20 protein-coding genes are annotated in these 19,781 nt (G+C 66.4%); 7 read left to right on the forward strand and 13 right to left on the reverse strand.

The features are described 5' to 3' along the window. Window positions 1–165: 165 nt before the first annotated feature. The gene (locus tag ACTZQ5_RS06185; protein WP_443584287.1) at window positions 166–846 is read right to left on the reverse strand and encodes a hypothetical protein; all 681 of its coding nucleotides are present in this window, start codon (window positions 844–846) and stop codon (window positions 166–168) included. Window positions 847–1,136: 290 nt separating this feature from the next. Here ACTZQ5_RS06185 and ACTZQ5_RS06190 point away from each other — a divergent pair, with 290 nt between their 5' ends. After that, a complete protein-coding gene (locus ACTZQ5_RS06190; RefSeq protein ID WP_443584511.1) occupies window positions 1,137–1,421 on the forward strand; it encodes an ArsR/SmtB family transcription factor in 285 nt (94 codons plus the stop codon). A 174-nt stretch (window positions 1,422–1,595) separates the two neighbouring features. Here the strand turns inward: ACTZQ5_RS06190 and ACTZQ5_RS06195 are convergent, their stop codons facing one another. The 5 genes from ACTZQ5_RS06195 to ACTZQ5_RS06215 all read right to left on the reverse strand — a co-directional run bounded on the left by ACTZQ5_RS06195 (window position 1,596) and on the right by ACTZQ5_RS06215 (window position 7,860). Then, window positions 1,596–3,332, reverse strand: a complete 1,737-nt coding sequence (locus ACTZQ5_RS06195; RefSeq protein WP_443584288.1) for an SIR2 family protein — start codon at window positions 3,330–3,332, stop codon at window positions 1,596–1,598. A 236-nt stretch (window positions 3,333–3,568) separates the two neighbouring features. Next, the gene (locus ACTZQ5_RS06200) at window positions 3,569–4,879 is read right to left on the reverse strand and encodes an anti-phage deoxyguanosine triphosphatase (protein WP_443584289.1); all 1,311 of its coding nucleotides are present in this window, start codon (window positions 4,877–4,879) and stop codon (window positions 3,569–3,571) included. A 112-nt stretch (window positions 4,880–4,991) separates the two neighbouring features. Beyond that, the gene (locus ACTZQ5_RS06205) at window positions 4,992–5,396 is read right to left on the reverse strand and encodes a hypothetical protein (RefSeq protein ID WP_443584290.1); all 405 of its coding nucleotides are present in this window, start codon (window positions 5,394–5,396) and stop codon (window positions 4,992–4,994) included. Between the two features lie 311 nt (window positions 5,397–5,707). Continuing rightward, window positions 5,708–6,091 carry a response regulator gene (locus ACTZQ5_RS06210; protein WP_443584291.1) on the reverse strand — a complete coding sequence of 128 codons (384 nt, stop codon included), beginning with the start codon at window positions 6,089–6,091 and terminating at the stop codon, window positions 5,708–5,710. Window positions 6,092–6,096: 5 nt separating this feature from the next. After that, window positions 6,097–7,860 (reverse strand): sensor histidine kinase, encoded by a 1,764-nt coding sequence (locus ACTZQ5_RS06215; protein WP_443584292.1) that lies wholly within the window; start codon window positions 7,858–7,860, stop codon window positions 6,097–6,099. A gap of 156 nt (window positions 7,861–8,016) precedes the next feature. Here ACTZQ5_RS06215 and ACTZQ5_RS06220 point away from each other — a divergent pair, with 156 nt between their 5' ends. Further along, complete coding sequence (locus ACTZQ5_RS06220) at window positions 8,017–8,430, forward strand: response regulator (protein ID WP_443584293.1); 414 nt, start codon at window positions 8,017–8,019, stop codon at window positions 8,428–8,430. A 319-nt stretch (window positions 8,431–8,749) separates the two neighbouring features. Here the strand turns inward: ACTZQ5_RS06220 and ACTZQ5_RS06225 are convergent, their stop codons facing one another. From ACTZQ5_RS06225 to ACTZQ5_RS06240, 4 genes are all read right to left on the reverse strand, one after another. Next, entirely contained in the window at window positions 8,750–9,553 is an 804-nt protein-coding gene (locus ACTZQ5_RS06225) for a hypothetical protein (protein WP_443584294.1), read from the reverse strand. Then, on the reverse strand, window positions 9,550–10,359 hold the full coding sequence (locus ACTZQ5_RS06230) for a hypothetical protein (protein ID WP_443584295.1): 810 nt from the start codon (window positions 10,357–10,359) through the stop codon (window positions 9,550–9,552). Before ACTZQ5_RS06230 ends, ACTZQ5_RS06225 begins: the two co-directional genes overlap by 4 nt. Before the next feature lie 62 nt (window positions 10,360–10,421). Further along, on the reverse strand, window positions 10,422–11,348 hold the full coding sequence (locus ACTZQ5_RS06235; protein WP_443584296.1) for a hypothetical protein: 927 nt from the start codon (window positions 11,346–11,348) through the stop codon (window positions 10,422–10,424). Then, a complete protein-coding gene (locus ACTZQ5_RS06240) occupies window positions 11,345–11,599 on the reverse strand; it encodes a hypothetical protein (protein WP_443584297.1) in 255 nt (84 codons plus the stop codon). The genes ACTZQ5_RS06235 and ACTZQ5_RS06240 overlap by 4 nt, the downstream gene beginning before the upstream one ends. A gap of 359 nt (window positions 11,600–11,958) precedes the next feature. Here ACTZQ5_RS06240 and ACTZQ5_RS06245 point away from each other — a divergent pair, with 359 nt between their 5' ends. Next, entirely contained in the window at window positions 11,959–12,423 is a 465-nt protein-coding gene (locus ACTZQ5_RS06245; protein ID WP_443584298.1) for a hypothetical protein, read from the forward strand. 170 nt (window positions 12,424–12,593) lie between these two features. Here ACTZQ5_RS06245 and ACTZQ5_RS06250 read toward each other — a convergent pair whose 3' ends face one another. Further along, window positions 12,594–12,935 (reverse strand): SdpI family protein, encoded by a 342-nt coding sequence (locus ACTZQ5_RS06250; protein WP_443584299.1) that lies wholly within the window; start codon window positions 12,933–12,935, stop codon window positions 12,594–12,596. A 535-nt stretch (window positions 12,936–13,470) separates the two neighbouring features. Between ACTZQ5_RS06250 and ACTZQ5_RS06255 the strand changes: the two genes are divergently transcribed. Then, window positions 13,471–14,019, forward strand: a complete 549-nt coding sequence (locus ACTZQ5_RS06255; RefSeq protein ID WP_443584300.1) for a hypothetical protein — start codon at window positions 13,471–13,473, stop codon at window positions 14,017–14,019. Between the two features lie 563 nt (window positions 14,020–14,582). Then, window positions 14,583–15,116, forward strand: a complete 534-nt coding sequence (locus tag ACTZQ5_RS06260; protein WP_443584301.1) for a DUF892 family protein — start codon at window positions 14,583–14,585, stop codon at window positions 15,114–15,116. 838 nt (window positions 15,117–15,954) lie between these two features. Here the strand turns inward: ACTZQ5_RS06260 and ACTZQ5_RS06265 are convergent. Beyond that, window positions 15,955–17,028: an alkene reductase gene (locus ACTZQ5_RS06265; protein WP_443584302.1), complete on the reverse strand. Its 1,074-nt coding sequence runs from the start codon at window positions 17,026–17,028 to the stop codon at window positions 15,955–15,957. Between the two features lie 550 nt (window positions 17,029–17,578). Then, window positions 17,579–18,148 (reverse strand): TetR/AcrR family transcriptional regulator, encoded by a 570-nt coding sequence (locus ACTZQ5_RS06270; RefSeq protein ID WP_443584303.1) that lies wholly within the window; start codon window positions 18,146–18,148, stop codon window positions 17,579–17,581. 191 nt (window positions 18,149–18,339) lie between these two features. Here ACTZQ5_RS06270 and ACTZQ5_RS06275 point away from each other — a divergent pair, with 191 nt between their 5' ends. Continuing rightward, a complete protein-coding gene (locus ACTZQ5_RS06275) occupies window positions 18,340–19,002 on the forward strand; it encodes a DUF2461 domain-containing protein (protein WP_443584304.1) in 663 nt (220 codons plus the stop codon). A 15-nt stretch (window positions 19,003–19,017) separates the two neighbouring features. Beyond that, window positions 19,018–19,692 carry a DUF2461 domain-containing protein gene (locus ACTZQ5_RS06280; RefSeq protein ID WP_443584305.1) on the forward strand — a complete coding sequence of 225 codons (675 nt, stop codon included), beginning with the start codon at window positions 19,018–19,020 and terminating at the stop codon, window positions 19,690–19,692. Window positions 19,693–19,781 lie beyond the last annotated feature (89 nt).

The raw sequence follows: 19,781 nt of genomic DNA on the forward strand, positions 1-19,781 counted from the left end.
CCGGAAGTACGATCAACGCGCCCATCGAGACCCGCACCAGTGAGAGCAGCGTTCGGGAATGCGGGACAGGATGAGCGCGATGTATCCCGGACGGCCCACCCGAGGGTGCTCCGGCCGTAGGCATTCCGACGCCTCGCGTGCAGTCGAAGATGGGATGATCCGCGATCAGTCCCGCCACGGGAACGCGACGGACGCACCACCGACACGGAGGCGGAGGACGGTGTCGGCCGCCGAGACGCCGGCCGTGTCGATGAGGAGGCTTCGGCCGCGCAGGAGCGGGAGATCGACGACTTCATCGAGCCGCCGGCCCGCGCACGTCGCGAGCACGACCTCCGGAAGCCGACCTTCCAGCTTCAGACGGGCCGCCCCCTCATGCGTGGCCAGTTCGAAGGCGTCGCTGCGCATCGCAACCTCCAGCCACCTTCCGCAGGCCACGATCTCGACCCAGTCCGTCAGCGCTCCGTCGGCCAGCAGGGCGGACCCGATGCGGGACGGATGCGCATGGACGTTCCCGGCTGCGGTGGTCGCCGACCAACGCCTCCCCAGCGCGACGAAGGATGGAAGTGGTCGCGGGGTAGAAGCCTCGACGTTCCTGCCCGCGCAGGCAGGCCAGGCGGCGGTCGGCCGCAGGCGTTGCACCGCCTCCGCCAGCGAGAGGCCGATCGACGCCGTCACGTCGGGGAGGATGGCCGGCATCATGTCGACGGCGCTGGCGATGTAGCTTCGGAAGGAGGCGAGGCGCATCGCTTCGGCCATGCGCGAGATGGTGACCGCCTCGTCCCTCGCGCGACGCCCCGCCTCTCTGAAGATCGCCCGTCGACCATCGTCGCCGGCTGCGTCCGCCATGGTTTCGCTCCTTCGTTCGAGCCTTCCGTGTGGCTCGCATGTCCAGGATCCGGCTCACGTGACGGTCCTCGGGGGTCATTTGCCCGCCCCCAGGCACCGAACGAACGTTCAGGGAGAACCTTCGACCTCGCGCCGTCCGGGTGCCCGGCAGTCAGCTGCGGCATGCACATGGAGGAACCGTCTAAACATTCAATAGTTCCGGAACATTGCTAGTTTCTTTTTCGTCCGGCGTGGACCCGCACGCGTTTGCCGTCGGCCTCTGTTCATCTTACAACCGTGGAGTGGAAAAGATGCAGGCCATGCGGATCATGAGCGCGCTCGCGCAGTCGACGAGGTTGGATGTCTGGCGGCTGCTCGTCTCTCGGCGCCCGGAGGGGATGATGGCGGGAGACATCGCCCGCGCCGTGGGGCTCAGCAAGAACGGCATGAGCCCCCACTTCACCATCCTGTCGGCCGCCGGCCTGATCTCCTCGGAGAAGATCGGTAGGTCGATCGTCTACAAGGCGAGCATCGCGGCCGTGGAGGAGTTGAGCTCCTTCCTCGCCGCGGCCTGCGACGAGGGCAGGCGAACCTGACTATCCCATCCTGACGGGTGCATCCGTATCACTACGGATCGCGGCGAGGGGGCCTGCGGACGCGTAGAGCAGTCGTGTAGCCTCCCTCGCCGCGATGTCGTGACTTCAATGGGGCTAGCGCCGAGCGTTCTTGCCGCCCTCCGCACTGCGATGGCCGCTTGCGTACATGCGCGGTCAATGCCAGCTGGATGCGACCCTGCGGAAGAAGTCCTCGACGGCCTCCAGCATCTCGGACGCGGCCGCGGCATCGCCGCCGAGCAGCCCCGCCCGGTACTGGGGTGCGTCGACGGGCAGCGCCCGGATCGCCGAGAGCCGATCCGCCAGGCGTCGACCTTCGCCACGCCAGACGAAGCGACCCGGCGGGACCCAGAACCATCCCCTGTTCTTCTTGTATTCGGGCAAGCGACGACTTGCCGCCTCCAACGCGATCCAGAACTCGCCGTCATCCCAGGCCTCCTGCGCCTGAGTTGTCGAGGCCGCCACGTCTCGGGCGTCCTGCTCGAACAGCTTGGAGAAGAACCAGCTATGGGGGGTGTACTGCCGCTCCAAGCCGGGGAGGAACTTCCACTCCACGTCCCTCAGCGCCCCCAGCGGGAGCGTCACGGCGGCCGATGCGGAGCCGTCGTACCGGCGCGGGAGTTCAAGTCGCGTGATCCGCGCCAGACGCTCGTGGTCTTCCCGCATGAGGGCCCCGGCAATCGCCCAGTGGAAGCACATCGATGCAGGAAGGACGCGCAGGGAACTCCAGTACGTGTAGCCCGACTGCGCGTCGGCGGGCGACCCCGCGTCGACGATGGCCCGCAGCACGGCCCGGAAGGCCTCCTCGCCTCCCCAACGGGTGCCGACCAGCACCAGTCGCCGCAGCCCCTCGGAGTGGCCGATGATCCGGGCGACCACCTCGTTCACCAGATCGGTCGTCGGCCTGTCGGTGGGGATGGCCGACACCACCCTGTCCATGGTCGTCTCCAACTCCCGCGCCAGGAGATCAGCCCACTCCGGCGCCGACCTCTCGTCGCGGCAGATCGTCTTGCCCTCCGCGACCGTCATCGCGACGGAGCGGGGGTGCAGTCGGTCCAGAGCGCGCAGCGCCTCGACCTTCCCCGTGAGACGCTCGAACAGCGCATCCGCGTCCGACACGACGATCCGCCGGCCGTCACGGTGGTCGACGAGATCGAGGGCAGCAGGAGCAGGGACGCCCTGCGACGTCCAGTAGAACGGATAGCGACGGTTGGGCGCTCGCAGGATGGCTTTGCGCAGAGCGGTGTCCCACTCGCCCGACCAGCCCGAGACGACCAGTCCGTACTCGTCGAGAATGCGGTCAAGCAGCGCGTCCATCGGAGCCGAGTAGGTGTCAAGCTCGCCTTCGGTGTTCCTGATCCGGGCATCCATGTAGTCGCCGTGCAGCTTGAGGACCGTGCAACGGGAATGCGGCAGCGGCGTCGCTCCCAGAATCGCATCATCGGACGCGATGACGGTGGGCTCCACGCCGGCCTCCCGCAGAGCCGCTTCGAGCAGCCGGTCGAAGTTCGTCGTGAGGATGACGCGAACGGCGCCGGACGACACCAATCGCGCGATCGCGCGGTGGGCGCGCGTGGGCTGGCGGGGCTCCCCTTGGCCCTCGATGTACGCGTGGATGATCGAGCGCCGCTCGGCGGGCGAGGAGGCGACCGCATCGAGGACTTCCGAATAGTGCGGCGGACGACCGAACCGTTCCTGATACCAGGTCGGCCAATCAGAGACACCCATGGCCCCTTCGACCGCTCCCACGCGGGCGGCGAGATCGACGGTGATCTCCCACCCCGTCGGGATGCCTGCGGCTCTGGAGATCCCGCTGCCGAGCAGCAGCGCCTGCACGCCCGGCGAGTGGTGGAGGGTGAGCGCCAAGGCGTCCAAGGGGTCGAGATCGATCATGGTCCGGTCACCTACAGGGCCCCGGGTCGCGGCAAAACCCGGTACGTCGCTCGTCGACGACCCCGTCGTGCACTTGGCACGGGAAGGAGGGACGGCTCGACCACCCGATCGACCGTCATCGCCCTCCAGAGAAGGACAGACGATTCGCACAACGTACCATGCCAGTCCGGCGGGCACGCCTCCGAAGGTCGGCTCGGAGGCCTCCATCGGCTCGCCGAGGCGAGTCGATTACATCCTCAGAAGTGATCGAACACCGACCCCATGCGTGGGCTGAACAGGCGCTCGTACGTCTTGAGCAGTGAACCGTCGGTCATGGATGCCACGTAGTCGGAGATGGCTCGTGCACCCGAGCGATCGACGAGAGCGCCGACCTCGCGCGGAAGAAGTCGTCGCGGGTCCGAAGCCAACGCCTCGAACACGGAGGCGACCATCCTGCGCCCCTTGTACTCCAACTGCTGTACGCGGGCGGCGTCGATGACCTCGTCGACGATGACCGTCTGTAACGCGTCGAGAAGAGCGCGTGCCTCCGATCCCAACGCGACTCTCCTGGCAAGAAGCGGGTGCTCGAATCCGTCGACCATCGGGACGGAAACGTTGCGGATGAGGTGATGCACCAGGCGGCCGATGGCCCGCTTCCGACGCCCTTCGTCACCGAAGAGGGCGCTCATCAGAGCATGGTAGGTTCCGCCATCCTCGAGGGGTCGTTCCGCCAGCGCGGTCAGCAGCCCTGCGCAGACCTTCTCGTCGACCGCCGCGGCGAAGCGGTCGCGCTCCACCAGCCCCAATGCGATCGCGTCCTCGAGATCATGCACGCCGTACGCGATGTCGTCCGCCGCATCCATGAGGCTGCAGTCGAACGACTTGTGGACCGACCGCGCGTGGCCGGACGGCCGCTCCCTGATCAAGGCCAACGCTCTGCGGTCCCCGTCCGAGAAGGGCTCGGTCACCCAGTCGAAGACGTCCTGATCATCGTCGTAGTAAGCCTTGGCCGCATGGCCGACCTCGTCCAGCTCCGTCCGGACGACGTCGGATCGCCTGACGGGATACTTCAGCACGCCCAGCAGGGTGCGACGGGTCACGTCCGCACCGTGAGTTGGCGAGAAGCATTCAAGCCGGGTCAGGATGCGAAGCGTCTGCGCGTTGCCCTCGAAGCCGCCGGCGGCGGCCATGCTCGCGTCCAACGCCTGCTCGCCTCCGTGACCGAATGGGGGATGACCGAGATCGTGCGCCAGGCCCAGGGTGGGGAACAGCGCCTTCGGAGCGATGAGCTCCCGAATCGCGTCGTCGCGTTCGTGCCCGAGCTTCTGGACTATGCCGCCGGCGATTTGAGCGACCTCGAGCGAGTGCGTCAGCCTGGTCCGGTAGAAGTCGTCGTCCCCCAAGGCGAGGATCTGCGTCTTGCCCTGGAGGCGGCGGAACGAACCGGAGTGGATGACTCGGGCGTAGTCGACCTCGAAATCCGACCGCGGATCGTCCCCGTGCAGCTTCCTGCCGCTCCGACGATCGGTCCAGGGCCCCCGCACGAACGCGCCTTCCGGTTCACCCACGCTTCGACTGCCCCTTCGCGTCTCCGAGGACGCAGAATAAGGCACAGACCGACGTCCATGTCGAGGCGGACCGGGACGGGCCGCGGTCCAGACGAAGCGTTGATGAAGATGGTCAGCGGCGGAGGCTATCCGGGAGATGCTCGCCAGCGCCCATCTCCGATTGGGCAGCCGATCGCGGTGGCGTCGATCCCAGGTCACCACAGCCGCGGTTGGTAGCCAAGGTCACCTGGTCGCGCAGGATCGAGAGCGGCACGGCGCCGATCCCTTCGGGATCGGCGGCGCGGATCTCGGCCAGACGGCGCATCCGATCCGCCTTGCAGATGGCGCGGCCGAAGGATGAAGCGTCCTCGGCACGCCAAGGACGGATGCCCACATCCGCAGGATCGGCCTTCGGATCGCCTGCGGCGATCCGACCACGCAACTTCGTGATCCCTCGGTCCTCAGCAAGCGCATGACGACGCCGCATATCCGGCTCCTTCATGGCCTGCCAGGCCGTGAAGTCCGCGATCTCCTCCAAGCGCACCGCGATCCCGTCCGCAGGCGCGGTACGGGTCCCGCAGATCCTGAAGGCATGCGTAGCGCAACCGCATGCAATGGCCGTGCACGCCGCCGAGCCGGGCGTACTGAGCCCTGCTCGGGCGCAGCTTGTGGCGGCCGGAGCGAACCTCCATGGTTCGCGCCAAGCATGGGTCCGAAGTGGGATCAAGCGGAGACGCCGGATTAGAGTAATCCGGCGGACCATCGCTCTCGTCGCCAGGCGCACTTGACTGCCCCAGCCCACCCAAGGACGAAACGCGCAGCCACCGGATGTCGGGCGCGCTCAGTCGGTCATGGGGAAGCCTGGCCCTGCCCGATCTGGCGCAGCACGCGGTGGGGATCGAACGGTTTGGAAAGGAAGGTCGCCCGTTCCGGCAGAGCTTCCCGCGGAACCGGGTCCAAACCGGACACCACGAACAGGAGCGTCGGTGGAAAGAGCTCGCGAACGTGATGGGCCAATCTCAGTCCGTCCATGCGGCCGCCGACCGTCGCGTCGATCAGCGCCACTGGAATGTCGGCGTGCCGATCGAGGACGGTCACCGCCTGATCGGCATCTTCCGCCTCGAACACGCGCCAGTCGCGCTCCTCGAAGAAGGCGGCGACGTCGAACCGGATCAGCGCTTCTCCTTCTACGATCAGGATGGTGTTGCCGCTCCGCGGCTCGCTCTGTGCCACTGCCTCTACTCACCCATAATCGCGGCATCTCCAAGCCGCGTCTCCAATTCGAAAACCAAGCCCTCCGGACGGTAGTCCGTCGCGGCCTTTCCACGGAAGTACGAGCGGAGCGACCGCTCGATCAGAGTCGATCCGAAGCCCCTGCGCGTCGGCGGCGACACGGGCGGGCCGCCCTGCTCGCGCCAGACTATCGACAGGACGGCGCGATCCCCTCGGCCGGCCACCGCCCAGTGGAGCGCAACCGTGCCCACGTCGTTCGACAGGGCCCCGTACTTGGCGGCGTTCGTCGCCAGTTCGTGCAGCGCGAGCGCGAAGGCGACCGTCACCTCCGGCTTCAGAGTGATGGCGGGGCCCTCCAGCAGGATCCGGCCGCCGGGGCCACCGTGCGGCAGCAGTGCTCGCGTCGCCACTTCGCGCAGATCGGCCGATCGCCAGGAGCTGTCCGTCAGCACGTCCGTGGCGGCGCCCAGCGCGACGAGACGAGCACCGAGATCGTGGCTGGCCGTCTCGGTGTCGGGCGCGGTGCGCAGCGTCTGGGCGGCCACCGACTGGACGACGGCCAGCACGTTCTTGAGCCGATGCGCCAACTCGCCGTTCATCAGCCGCATGTCGTCCTCGGCGCGACGACGCTCGCGGAAATCGCGGGTGACGGTGCCGTATCCTAGAAGCGCCCCACCCGCGTCGGTGATCGAGAAGACGGAGTAGAGGACCGGAATAGACTCGCCGGTCCGGAAATGCCGGAAGTCCAACTCGCCGATCCAATGCCCGTCGCGGTCGACCTGCGGCAGCACGTCCCGCACGATCGTCTGGGCCTGTTCGGGCGGGAAGAAGTCGGTGATGTTGAGCCTGTCGATGTCGGCATCATCCAGGCCGACGAGCCGCCTCGCGGCATCGTTCATGTAGAAGACGCCGCCATCGATGCGCGCCATGCCGACGAAGTCGGTGCTGTTCTCCGCCAGCCGCACGAATCGGTCCCGCTCCTCCTCGCTGGCTCGCAGTTCGGTGATGTCCCGCGACACGGACAGGATGCGATCGGGGCGGCCATCCGGACCCCTGATGGGACTTACCGCGACGTGCCACCATTTGGATGTGCCTTTGTAGGTGTCCGCCATGCCTATGAAGGTGCTCGCGCTCCCTTCCCTCGCGGCCGCTATGGCCGTCTCGGCCTCGGCGTTGCCGGCATCCCGCCAGAAGTCGGGCCAAGGGCATCCCGCGACGGCGTTGAAGTCGCTCAGCTCCATGACGCGAAGGCCGCCATCGCTCATGAAGGTCAGATTGCCTTCGAGGTCGAGCACCTTGATGCAGTCGGTGGAACTTGCGAGCACGCCGGCCAGGAAGGCCTCGCGCTTCCCCGTGACGACCAGCGCCATCTCGCGTTCCTCTCGGAGCCCATCGGCCTCCAGCAAGGCAGTGCGCAACGCCTCCACCAGCACGACCAACCCCAAGGTCGTGACGACGAAGATGATCGAGGCGCACCAGTGCACGGGCGTCAGAAGCAGCGGTTCGTCAGACTTCGCTACGACCATCCCGGCGCCGATCGCCGACAGGAGCGTCGCGAGGATGCCGGATCCACGTCCCAGGAACAGCGTCAGCAGCACGACGGCAGGCGTGTAGAGGAACCACGGGGCCGAAGAGCCGAACAGGGCGGACTGAACAAGGGCCACGATGACAACGGCGAGCACGGCCAATCCGAATCGGAACGGCCGCGGGCGGGGCCGGGCGAGGGTCATCTCGCGCAGACGGATCAGCAAGGCGGTCGACGTCGTCATCTTTCCCCCAGCATGGGGAAGAGGCGCCCCGGTTGCTGCTCGAGATGTAGCGCGCCGCCCCAACACCCGCCAGTCCTGAGGCCGAGGCCGTACCACCATCAGCGGCCACATCGCCGGGTTTCGTGAACTATGTCGCAGGTCAACCATTCTCAGGCGATGACCGACGACACGTCCCCCTTCGCGCTGGTCGTCGACGACGACGCCCTCATCCTTCTGAACACGTGCGACATCCTGCACGATGCCGGATTCCGGCCGCTTGACGCCGGCGACGTCGCCGAGGCGATCGACGTTCTGGAAAAGCACGACGGCAGCATCCGCCTGCTGTTCACCGACGTCCAGATGCCGGGCGAACGCGACGGCTTCGATCTGGCGCGCGAGACGAGTACGCGCTGGCCGGAGATCAAGATAATGGTGGCTTCGGGAAAGGCGAAGTCCGGCCCTGCGGACATGCCGGACGGAGCGGTGTTCGTCGAGAAGCCATTCAGCGCCGATTTGGTCTACGATCGTCTGCAGGAGCTCCTGCCGGAGGGCGAGAAGCCCGAGCCGCTCAAGAGCAAGGTCGGCGGGTGAGAGGAGCGTGGCCCCACGCCGCTGGCGTCGTGGCCAAAGCCTGGACGGCATGGCGCCGCCCAGACCGCAGCCAGTGCAGCCTCGTTCCCTCCGGCGCGCGTCGGTGTCTCCAGGGCGCTCAGCTGCCCTGCGGATAAGCTGCCGCACGCTGTGCACAGATCAGGCCAGTACGGTCTGGCCCGACCTAGCCGATGCGAGAACGGTCGCTACCTCCACCTCGATCGGCCATCACTCCGGCCTCGGATGGTCGGACTCCACCGCTACGGGCCGGTCGACCGGATAACCGCTCCTTCCGCTGGTGATCCACGGCGTTCACCGATCAGCCGGCGTCCGGACCCTTCCCCGCGGAGGTGGACATCAGCGTCAGGAGATGCTGCGTCAGGCGGTCCGCGCCCTTCCGGTACGCGATGGCCGCCCAGTCGTCCCAGCGATGGGCGCGGACCGCCAACCACCCGAAGAAATCGTCACGGTCGTCGGAATCGGCGAAGCCGAGAGACCAGAACGTGCGCCTCATCGGCATTCGGCCGTCCTTGCTGAGCCCCGTCAGCACGATCATGTGGGATCGCCCGACCGTCTTGCGCGCGAAGCCACTCGGTCGCGTCGCCGTCTCCCGCTCGAAGGCCTGGAGCATGGCCTCGCGCGATCCCTCGGGGCCGCCGTGATGGGCGTGGCGGACGGCTTCCACAACGTCCGCGATGGGCAACTCCGCCCAAGCCGGCTCCGCGGTGGCCGAGAGCATCAGGCGGACCTGCAATCCCTCTTCCGTGAGCCTTGCGCTCAGCGGATTGCCGTGATCGTGCGCTTTGGCGAGCCGTATGGAGACGAGCCAGCACATGTAGAAGCGCCAGAACATCATGTCGCCGAAGAAGAGGTCATGCATGTTCTCGCTTGGCGAGCGCCATCCATGCTCGAGGGCGGTCAGCACGCGCAAGAGCAGTTCCTGCTGCTCGGGAACGAAGTGGACCGAAGGAAATCCGAGGCGTCCGATCCAGAAGGCCTCCCGCACGCTTCTCCAGCGCCTGCCGTCGTCGTCCTCCACCTCACGACCGACCTGCGTCAGCCACGAACCCCAGGGAAGCGGATGATCCTCCCGGGCTCCCGGTCCACGGTGCTGCACCGTCATGCGCCCCTCTTCGCGTCAAGGCCCAACGGAGGTGCCGGCGCCCCCCGTCGGAGGGGCATAGGCTCGCCGTCGGCGATTGCCTTCAGCTGACGCGCGAGATGCTCGATCTCGCGGCAGACGTAGTCGTCGTCGCGATAGGTTCCACCGATTTCGGCACCGAGAAACCGCTTGCGGTCGCCCGCGTCGTCCAGGATCACGTCGTACACCTTGTCGCACGTGAACCCCAGCCACCACGCATCCCGGTGGGGCTGATGAACGGCGGCATCGAGCGGCGCTCGCGTCCTCTTCGGCCTGACGGGCGGATGACAGATCCTGTTCGCCTCGGCCACGAGCGAAGGCCTCGCCGATGGGGTGGCCTGGCATGCGGCCGAATAGCTGACGCCTCCATGCACGTCGATCTCCGACGGGACGGCATTCCTGTCGAAGCCGTAGAGCGGATGGGACGGCGGAATGCCGACGTATCCGCCGAGGAAACCGCCGTTGCCCGCGCGCATCATGATGCATTCGAGCTGCGTCTCGGGATCGAGCCACGAGACCTTGTCGGCCTCCCCGAGCCGTCGAGCGGACGAGGTCCGCTGTTCCGCCCTGTAGTAGATCTCCTCCGCGTCGATCGTCAGGCCTCCGGCCGTGATGTACGGGCGATCCGAGACGAGGATCGTACCATCCTCCTGCTCGATCGAACCACCCGAGCCGGCGATCCTGGCGACCGCCGATGCCGAACGGATCACGGCGACGATCCGGTCGTCCGTCGCGGGGGTCGCGACGACCAGTGCGGTCGACTTCTGGTTCTTGCGCGAAGTGGGCATCTGTATCTCCGAACGTTCGACTCTGTTTGTGACGAGGAAGGGGCGAGGCGGCGGTGGCCGCGTCAGGAGGACCGCCCGCGGGCGCCACGGATGAGGTCCGCCGCCAGGATGCCGAGATCTTCCGGTCCGACGGCCGCCTCCACGGTTTCGTATCCCGGCGCATCGAGACCGTGCAGCCTGGCGAACGACATGAGGAGGTGTCCCAATCTCGGTTCGTCGGCATGGCGTCCGATACTAGCCTTCCACGCGTCGATCGGCGCCGGTTCGGCGAGATAGTCGACGAGCGCCTGAATGCGCACGCGGGAAGGTCCGTCGGTGGCGGCCTCGAGGGCGCCCGCCGCGCCGAGAAGTGCGTCCGCGCGCTCGAGGTACGGGCCGTCCTCCAGGAAATCTCCGAGCTTCCCCCCCGGGGGTGCGACGTCGTGCGGGCGCGTCCAGCCGAACCTCGCCTCAAGATCGGCGAAGGCCGCGACGGGATCGCCCGCATCGGCCGTCGCCAGCACCGCCGAGACCGGTCGAGTCATGTCCACGCGGATTCCGGAGGCACTCGGCGTCGAGGACGAACCCGCCCACGCGGCGACCACCTCCGCAACGGCACCCGAGGCGAACCCGTCGGGCATGAAGGTGACCACGGCGCCCGCCGTTGAGGGCGCTGCTGGGGGCCGATTCGCCACTCCGAGATCCGACGCCGCGCAGACGGCCGCGCGACAGATCTCCGGCCAGGCCCGCTCGACGATCGAGACCGCGCTTCCCTGCGGCAGCCACAGGGAGTTCAGCTCGAAGACGGTCGCGAGCGCGATGGTCCTGGCCAGATCGTAGCGGACGCGAACGCCGGTACCGGTCCTGATGTCGCTGGGAAACGGCCTCAGGCGAAGTTTGCGGAACCTGACGCGGATCGCCTCCGGGTCGGTCCCGTTGAGATCGGCGATCGTCCGCTCCAGCTCCCCGTAGGTAAGGGCCAGCGCCTCGGCACCCATCGAGCCGGTCACGACAGGGTCTCCGGATACTCGGTCGTCGATCCGAAGCGGCGGGAGGAGCGCCACTCGTCGATGTCGTGACGGCGGTAGACGATCCCGCGGCGCCGGAACAGCCGATGGTAGTTCGGACCGCCGCCCTCCAGCCGCAGCTTCTTGAGGTGTCCGGCGCTGCAGCCGATGTAGGCGGCGGCGGCGCGGGTGTCGAAGGATTCGTCGGGGACGATGGCGGCACGTTCAAATTTCTCGGTGGCGTTGTTCGACATCTTCGATCCTTCCGACAGCGGACATAGGTTCCACCAGGATACAATGTCAAGGCCGTAGTATCCGAATGGATACCTTCGGATGCCGACCGACCCCTATTCCCCGCGCGGCCGCATGGCTCGGACGTGGCCCGGAGGCGGTGGATCGGGACGGCGATCCGACGGATGCGCGGCCGTCGGACGTCCATCCGGACATCTCCCGAGAAGGGCTCAGGCGGCCGCGCGCACCAAAGCCATGACGTGCGATCGCCGAAGCGGATGCCGACGGTAGAACGGGGAAAAGCGTGCTCCAATTCGTCGTCGGGTCCAGAGGTCGCGGTCAAGCGCTTGCGCGAGGCGATCGTGGCCCTATGGTGTGCTGCATGAGCAACACACGACCTGCATCCGGATCCGCGCTTGAACTCGCCGCCGCGGGATTGCTCGCCGGTGCCGTGGTGCATCTTGCCGCATGGTTGGGCGGGCCGCGGTGGATGGCAGCGTCAGGAGCGCCACCGTCGATCGTGGCTTCCGCCGCCGCGGGAACCTGGCCGGCGCTGCTCGGCACGCTAGCCATCGCGGCATCGCTCGTCGGCGCGGCGCTGTCGTGCCTCCTGGTGGCTCGTTCGAGCGGCAGGCTGACTTTTGTCCGGATCGCGCTGGGATCCTTCGCGGTGATCCTCCTTGCGCGGGGATCGCTCGTCGTGCCGTACATCCTATGCGGCCAACGGCGATGGCGCACGCCTGCCGGCGACATCATCGCCACCGGTGATTGGTTCGTGGCGGGATCGTTAGTCGTCCTCGCGATCGGGGCGCTGATCTGTCTGGAGCTCCGTCCATCACGATCATAACGGCGATCGCCGAACCCAGGTGGAGCGCTGCCCCGCCGAACGGGAGTGCTCCACCAAACAGGATGACGCTGAAATCCGCCTTCACCATCAGGAAGCAACGGCGCGACGGCTGAGGGCTTTGCCTTGATGAGCTGGTCGATCGGAACGCCGACCTGACGATCAAGGGAGACCTACTCGGCGTCGCGGCGCAAGGACCTGCCGATCAACCAGAAATGCAGAAGCTGGATCGAGACAAGGACGACACCGCTTCCGACCAATACGGGAAAGCAAAGCTCCTCCTGCCCGGCGCGAGCGGGAAAATGCCGCGCCATGAACACTTGAAGGCCTAGAACGCCGAGCGCCAGCACGGGCATGAAGGCGAGCGCGACGGGCCGCGGCGCGGTCCAAGTCACGGCCCCGGTGATCCCCCACTGCATGGGAAGTCGACTTTCTCGGCGGAAGCGCATGTTCGCGCGACAAGCCAAGGCGGTGATCATCAGGACAAAGACCATCGCAAGGATCATCATACCCATGGCCCCGCTCCTCCAAGGATGACCATAGCACATCACGCACACAACGCATCGCCATCCTGATCGGGACGGATGTCAAATCCGTTCCCGGACGCTTCGAACGAAGGGAGAAACCACCGGCGTGGTCGGCGGGCACATGATTTCCCGCCACTCCGCCCTTCCACCCGCCGTCGACCGCCGACCTCTAGATGGAAGCAGGCGAGGAAGACGGCACCCACGACAATCGACGACCGATCCCGGAGGTCGCCTGGCTAGCGGCGCTACGCCAAGGCCGATCGGTCGCCTGGCGAGGGAACGCCCTCCGTGCCCACTGCTTCGATCCGTGCGCCATCCGCGAGACACGTCCCGGATCACCGTCGCAGCGCCTCCAAGCGCTACGCCCCCAACAATCACGTAAGCGATCCTCGCTGGCCCAGCCGAGGTTTCACACCATCGTTCACGGGTGTGCAGGTTTGGAAGCATGTGCGGAGGGGAAAAGATCCCCTGCGGGCTTTCTGAACCATCGCCGCTCGGCTGCGAGCCCACCGTGAGGAATATCATGACCGACCAACTCGACATCCATGCCGTCAACCACGTGACGGTGGCCATCAACCGCGAGATGTCCCCGCTCGGACGCCCGCACCCGGACACCGACACGCTCTTCATGGGCGGCACGCCTCCCACGAAGGCGGACGAGGACGCCCTCGGGCGCTTCGCCTGCAGCAGGAACTACAAGATCGTCTATCCGGCGTTCGACGCCACCAGCGAGAAGATGCTGCCGACGACGGTCGACGTCGTCGTCACCGACGGCCTCGCCAGGACGATCCTGCTGCGCGGCGGACGCCTGTGGAAGCGAGCCAAACGCGACGCGGCCGTACTGATGTTCGCCGACACCCGCCTCACCGTGTCGCTCGACGCCAAGGGGCGGCTCAAGATCTCCAGGATGCCGATCCGGATCGATGAGCGGGGCTACGAGACCGCGCTCGCCGCCGTCGCGGCACGCGCCACGACCGAGCTCGGTGGCGCCCCCGTCGTCTCTCGCATCGGCGGTCTGATCACGGTGCTCGACGCCAACGCGCTCCTCGACACCTTCGCCAAGGCTGCCTGAGCCGAAGTCGTCCGGCGGACCGCCGCCGCCGGACGCCGGTTCGCCAGCGGGCACTTCGGCCCGAGGAAATTTCGCAAACTGCACCGGCATTTAACCTTTTCTTAATGAATTCACCCCTACGGCGAAGCCGCGGGGCCGGGCCAGGCCTCCGTCTTTTCCCCTCATCCCTCCGGAACATCACCATGATGTCCAATCGGGGCGCCCATGGACCCGATGCTCGTCGGGCAGGCGGCGTTAGCGCTCTGGCTGCTCGTGTCCGGGAAGCGCCGGACAGGGGCGGCCACGCACACCTTAGAGGCCATGGCACCGGGAGCGGTCGCGCGAGAGGCGGCCGCGCGGCGTGGCTTCACCCCGTTGCGTTCGGTCCCGCGACGGACCGTCTCGATTCCTCGGCGGCCGGCACCTGCCTTTGTAGATGTCGATCGGCTGCTGATGACACGTCGCTCCAAAGATCCGGCAGGAACGACCAAGCGCTAGGCGACGGAAAGAATATCGGTTTCGCGAGGCCCTGCTGATGTCAACGCCAACCCGGAACAATGGAGGAGGAGCGAGGTTCATCGGCAATGGACGATCCCGTCTATAAAGGAACCGACATGTCGAGGCAGAACGTCCGGAGCTACTACGTCGCTGCCCTTCACGCCTTGCGCTCGGCCAGCGAGCAGGGTGCCGCAAGCGCCCCCAAGCTCGAAGAGAGTGCAGCCAACGCGGACCTGAAGGCGATCGTCGCCGACTACGGCCAACTTGCCTCCATTCATCGGGACAAGATCGTCTCGTTCCTTGGCGAGCTGGAGGAACGACCCAACGATTTCAAGGATCGGGTGATGGAGGGCGTCGGCAACGGCACCGACGAGATGCTGTCCGCGGCCTCGGACGATGTGATCGATCTGGGCGTGATATCGGGCTCGCGGACCGGCGCGCAATACTATCGGAACGCATTCGAAGCGCAGCCGGCGACCGCCAAGGCGCTGGGCTACGACGACCAGGCGGCGCGCTGGGGAGAGATGGCAGCCGAGTGGAAGGAGATCGAAGATCGCCTCGCCGCAGCCAGCCGGACAGCCCTTAAGACCTCGCTCGGGACCGAGACGCAGGCGGCCTGACGAGGTGCGGAGGCGGCGGTCCGCGACCGCCGCCTCCATCACCTTGGATATACGCCGGCGAACGTGGCGATTGGGACCGGACGAGGCGGATGACCCCGTCGCTGCGACAGGCCTCAAGCTCGATCGGCGTCGGGATCGGCTCTGCCTCTCAGGATGCCGAAACAGTGATCCAGCTGCTGTTGACGTCTGACATCACCTCCTCCGCACGGGGCCGATCTTCTCGCGGAGTGGACGCTTCGTCGATCCGGTACGCGCAGGTGAGAACGTACAACACCCCGGTGCGCGCGACCACGACGATGGCGACACCAACGGCTCCCGACTCCCAAACGAGCATCGTACCCGCTTCCGAGCCGTTCCGAACCGATGAAGTCGGAGCACACGTCGGAGGAGATCGGCGCGTCGATCCCGTCACTCCCAGAGCGGCAGCGGTAGGCGTTTCGCCTCCCGCAACGTCGGGATTTCATCGGACGTCTAAATTCATCTTCCGCATGTTGCCCCCAGGCCGATGGCCAGGTTCAGGCGTCTAGGATCGGTGAGCTGGCTGATCAGGCGCCCTTCCTGCTTCGGGCGAATAAGCCGGTCCAGGGGCAGGGACGAGCACAGCTGGGGGATATCCACCGCTCGATCGGCTTGTCGGCGCGGGCAGGCAAGACCGCGATCATCCAAGATGGCGTCGGGATCTTCGAGGTGGGTATGGGTTTCGGGGCGTCCGTCCGATGTGGGCGCGCCGAGGCGCGGACTCGTGAACCGGGCCGCCTGCCGGGCAGGTCCGTCGAGACTGCCCGGTCTTCTCGAGAAACGGAAGGCTGCCGCACCAGCCGGCGCGGCAGCCTTCCCGTCAGAGTTCGGGGTAGTCGGTGTACCCCTTGGGGCCGCGCGAATACCACGTCTTCATGTCGTCCTCAGCCGGCTTCTTGCCTTCCTTGAAGACCTTGGGGAGGTTGGGGTTGCTGATGAACGGGCGGCCATAGGAGACGGCATCAGCGTCACCGTTGCTCAGCGCCTCCATGCCCGAGGCGTAATCGAAGCTGCCGTTGATGATGAAGGGATTGTGGAAGACCTCCCTCATCGACGGATGCACCTGCGGGGAATCCGACTGCAGCATATCGGCTCCCGGCGCGGCTTCGCGAACTTCGAGATAGGCGATGCCGATGTCGTTCAGACGCTGTGCCGCCGCGGTGAAAAGCGGAATGGGATCAGTGTCGTTGACGCCCAGTATCTCACCGTTGGGCGACAGCCGGACCCCGACCTGCGCGGCGCCGACGGCGTCGACCACCTCGGTCACGACTTCGGTCAAGAAGCGGATGCGATTGTCGATGCTGCCCCCGTACTCGTCCTTCCGGAAGTTGCTGTACTCGCGGAGGAATTGATCGATCAGATAGCCGTTCGCGCCGTGCACCTGGACGCCGTCGAAACCGCAGTCCATCGCGTTGCGCGCGCAGACGCCATATTGGTGGACGATGCCCGCGATCTCCTCGACGCTCAGCGCCCGCGCCGTGTCGTACTCCTCCTTGCCATGATAGACATGGGCATGCCCCGGGGAGGTCGTCGCCGACGCGGAGACCGGCTTTTCGCCGGACAGGAAGGACGAATGGACGACCCGGCCCATATGCCAGAGCTGCAGGACGATCTTCCCACCCTCGTGGTGAACGGCACGCGTCACCTTGCGCCAGCCATCCATCTGCTCAGGTGTCCAGATGCCGGGTGCATAGGGCGTTCCAAGTCCCTGCTGCGAGATACCTGTCGCCTCGGTGAAGATGAGGCCGGCGTGGACGCGCTGACGGTAGTACTCGACCATGAGGTCGTTCGGGATGTGGGTATGGGTGCCGCGACCACGCGTCAGCGGTGCCATCAGAATTCGGTTCTTGCACTCGATGCTACCAAGGGTGATCGGGTCGAACAGGCTCGGCATGACGTATCTCCGGTGTGAGCGAGGTTTAGGAGGCGGTTTCAGAAAGCTTGCTGCGGCTCAGCCGCGGCTGGCGATGAATGCTGGCGGGCTATGCCACGATCGACGGCGAACGTGACGACGGCCACGCGATCGGGGGAATCGTTCGGAAGGCCAGGACGGCGGAGCTGGCTTCCCGAAGCCGGCTCCTTCCGCCGCAGGCCACTTCAAGAGCGACGTTGCGCAGACGCCCCCCGTATGCCGTCGTCTTCGACCCTCTCGCGATCGGCGGTCTGCGAGATGGCGGTCGCCCGGGCGGGATGGGGCCATTCGGCGCCGAGCGCATCAGCTACCCCCTACGGAACGGTGAACGGCATCGTGGCTGCAACGGGGGTTCGGCGCCGCCGTCGACCCGCTTTCGGCCGGCGTCAGCGACCTCGCCCGGCAGAACGCCGAGGGACGCGCAGACAACCCGGATTTCACCACCAACCGCACGAGCGCACTCCTTTGGACGATTTCGTCCAATGCCGCTAGAATGCAGAGCTCGCCGGTCTGTTCCCTTGGAGGTCGAACGTCAGGCGTCGGATAGCCGTCCGGTCGCGATCAAGAGCGTGATGGCGTCCTCGACGTCGCGCGGCGCCTTGGCGAGCAATTCGTCCATCGGTCGTCCGAACGTCGCCTGGAACGCTATGGGCTGCAGCGCCAGTTCGACGAAGCGGCAGGCGACGGGCAGCATACGTTCCACCTTCGCCTCATCGTCACCATCGGCGAGCGTCCGTGCGACGACCCGTGCAGAGCCCTCGAAGCTCATGCGGTAGCCGAGCGTCGCAAGCTCCGGAAAGGTAGCGGCTTCGGCGGCGACGATCCTCATGAGCGAGACGCAGCGGTTCGTCAGCAGGACGCGGACCAGGTCGAGGCCCAGATGGCGCAGGCGATCCTTGCGATCGCGCTCCGAAGGTACGGCGACGAGGTCGGCGAACATGTCGTTGATCGACCGGGTGACGACCGCCGCGAAAAGCTTCTCCTTGCTGCCGTAGCGGCCGTACAGCGACGACTTTCCGGTTCGAGCCCGCTCGGAAACCTGATCCAGCGTTGTACGCCCGTACCCCTGCGCCAGAAAGAGCTCCGCCGCTGCATCGAGCACCCGTTGCTCCACCCGCCCTGCGTCCTCCGCCCGCGGACGACCGCGACGCGCGACGTAGTTCCTGCCAGTCGTCATCTGCGAAAGGCTCCTTGGCATCTCATCGGCCGATTGAACCCTTTCAACCCAACCACGTTCAGCAAACAACGGACGATACCGTCCAAAGTGCCACCTCTCTTTGCGCGGATGATCCCATGATCAACGATGCGACGCTACGGTTCCTCAAAGAGCTGGGCAACAACAACGACAAGGCATGGTTCGACACTCATCGAGATCTCTATGAGGCGGCCAAGGCCGATGCCGTCGAGGCTGCCGCCGCGCTCATCGACGCCGCCACCCGGTACGATCCCGCGATCGGGAAGGCGAACCTCGAGCCGAGGAAATGCGTGAAGCGGATCAACCGCGATCCGCGCTTCAACAAGGGCAAGCCGCCCTACAAGACCGAATTGCTCATCATCCTCAACGCAGGCGACCCGGCCTACCTGGCAGGGTACTACCTTCACATCGAACCCGCGAACTGTCGCACCGGCGGATCGCTCCTGATGCCCTCCAAGAACGCGCTCGCTCGCATGCGGCGATCCATCGCCGACGATCCGAACGGATGGGAGGAGATCCGTAACGAACCGGCGTTCCGTGATGCCTTTCCGAAGGGCATATTCGCGCTCGATGCCCTGAAGAACGTGCCGACCGACTTCGCGCCAGACGATCCGGCTGCGGCTTGGCTGAAGATGAAGGGCTACGGCATCGCCGCCAAACTCACGCACGCCGACCTGACGGCGCAGGACGGAGCGGACACGGTCGTCGATCGCCTTGCCACCGCACGCCCGCTCGTCGAATTCCTCAATCGCAACGCCTGACCTCAGGAGAGCATCATGATCGCTGCCAAGACGCTGACGTTTCTCCGCGAGCTCGACGACAACAACAGCAAGGAATGGGTCGACTCTAACCGTGACGCCTACGAGGCCGCGATCGAAGACCTCACCCGGATGGCCGCGCGCCTCATCGGAGCAGCCGACCAGTACGATGAGCGGATAGCCGGAAATGCAATCGATCCGAGGCATGCGGTGTCGCGCCTGCACCGCGACATGCGGTTCCAGAAGGGCAAACCGCCCTACAAGACCGACTGGTTCGTCACGATCGGTGAAGACGCGCAGAGCCGTGGCCCGGCCGGGTACTACGTTCACGTCCAGCCCGGGCACTGCTATGCGGGCGGTGGCGTCTACACGCCGCCCGCCCCCCTGCTGGGGAAGATTCGCGGGCGCATCTCACAGCGCTACGATGAATGGCGGGGCATCGTAGAGGATGAACATCTTCTCGGGCTGATCAAGGGCGGGCTCACCTCGCCTGCGGAGCTGAAGACGATGCCGCGAGGTTTCGACGCCGACGATCCCGCCGCACCATATCTTCGGATGAAGGGATTCTGCGCCAACCGTCCCCTGACTCACGCCCAGATCGAGAGCGACGAGGGCTATGCGTTGACGATCGAGGCGTTCAAGACCGCACGCCCCCTCGTCGACTTCATCAACGAGGCGGGCCGAGGCCGCTAGTATCCGTCCGGCGAGCCTTAGATCCCATCGGCATCATCGCGTCCCGTTGATGTTGGACCGCGACGACAAGCTTCCGCCAGCGTCTGGCC

Source organism: Sphingomonas cellulosilytica (assembly GCF_052321755.1).
GTDB lineage: Bacteria > Pseudomonadota > Alphaproteobacteria > Sphingomonadales > Sphingomonadaceae > Sphingomonas.

Bases quoted from the DNA above. Each gene is read 5' to 3' on its own strand.
- ACTZQ5_RS06185 (WP_443584287.1), bottom strand. From the start codon at position 846: ATGGCGGACGCAGCCGGCGACGATGGTCGACGGGCGATCTTCAGAGAG.
- ACTZQ5_RS06190 (WP_443584511.1), top strand. From the start codon at position 1,137: ATGCAGGCCATGCGGATCATGAGCGCGCTCGCGCAGTCGACGAGGTTG.
- ACTZQ5_RS06195 (WP_443584288.1), bottom strand. From the start codon at position 3,332: ATGATCGATCTCGACCCCTTGGACGCCTTGGCGCTCACCCTCCACCAC.
- ACTZQ5_RS06215 (WP_443584292.1), bottom strand. From the start codon at position 7,860: ATGACGACGTCGACCGCCTTGCTGATCCGTCTGCGCGAGATGACCCTC.
- ACTZQ5_RS06220 (WP_443584293.1), top strand. From the start codon at position 8,017: ATGACCGACGACACGTCCCCCTTCGCGCTGGTCGTCGACGACGACGCC.
- ACTZQ5_RS06225 (WP_443584294.1), bottom strand. From the start codon at position 9,553: ATGACGGTGCAGCACCGTGGACCGGGAGCCCGGGAGGATCATCCGCTT.
- ACTZQ5_RS06230 (WP_443584295.1), bottom strand. From the start codon at position 10,359: ATGCCCACTTCGCGCAAGAACCAGAAGTCGACCGCACTGGTCGTCGCG.
- ACTZQ5_RS06240 (WP_443584297.1), bottom strand. From the start codon at position 11,599: ATGTCGAACAACGCCACCGAGAAATTTGAACGTGCCGCCATCGTCCCC.
- ACTZQ5_RS06245 (WP_443584298.1), top strand. From the start codon at position 11,959: ATGAGCAACACACGACCTGCATCCGGATCCGCGCTTGAACTCGCCGCC.
- ACTZQ5_RS06250 (WP_443584299.1), bottom strand. From the start codon at position 12,935: ATGGGTATGATGATCCTTGCGATGGTCTTTGTCCTGATGATCACCGCC.
- ACTZQ5_RS06255 (WP_443584300.1), top strand. From the start codon at position 13,471: ATGACCGACCAACTCGACATCCATGCCGTCAACCACGTGACGGTGGCC.
- ACTZQ5_RS06260 (WP_443584301.1), top strand. From the start codon at position 14,583: ATGGACGATCCCGTCTATAAAGGAACCGACATGTCGAGGCAGAACGTC.
- ACTZQ5_RS06265 (WP_443584302.1), bottom strand. From the start codon at position 17,028: ATGCCGAGCCTGTTCGACCCGATCACCCTTGGTAGCATCGAGTGCAAG.
- ACTZQ5_RS06275 (WP_443584304.1), top strand. From the start codon at position 18,340: ATGATCAACGATGCGACGCTACGGTTCCTCAAAGAGCTGGGCAACAAC.
- ACTZQ5_RS06280 (WP_443584305.1), top strand. From the start codon at position 19,018: ATGATCGCTGCCAAGACGCTGACGTTTCTCCGCGAGCTCGACGACAAC.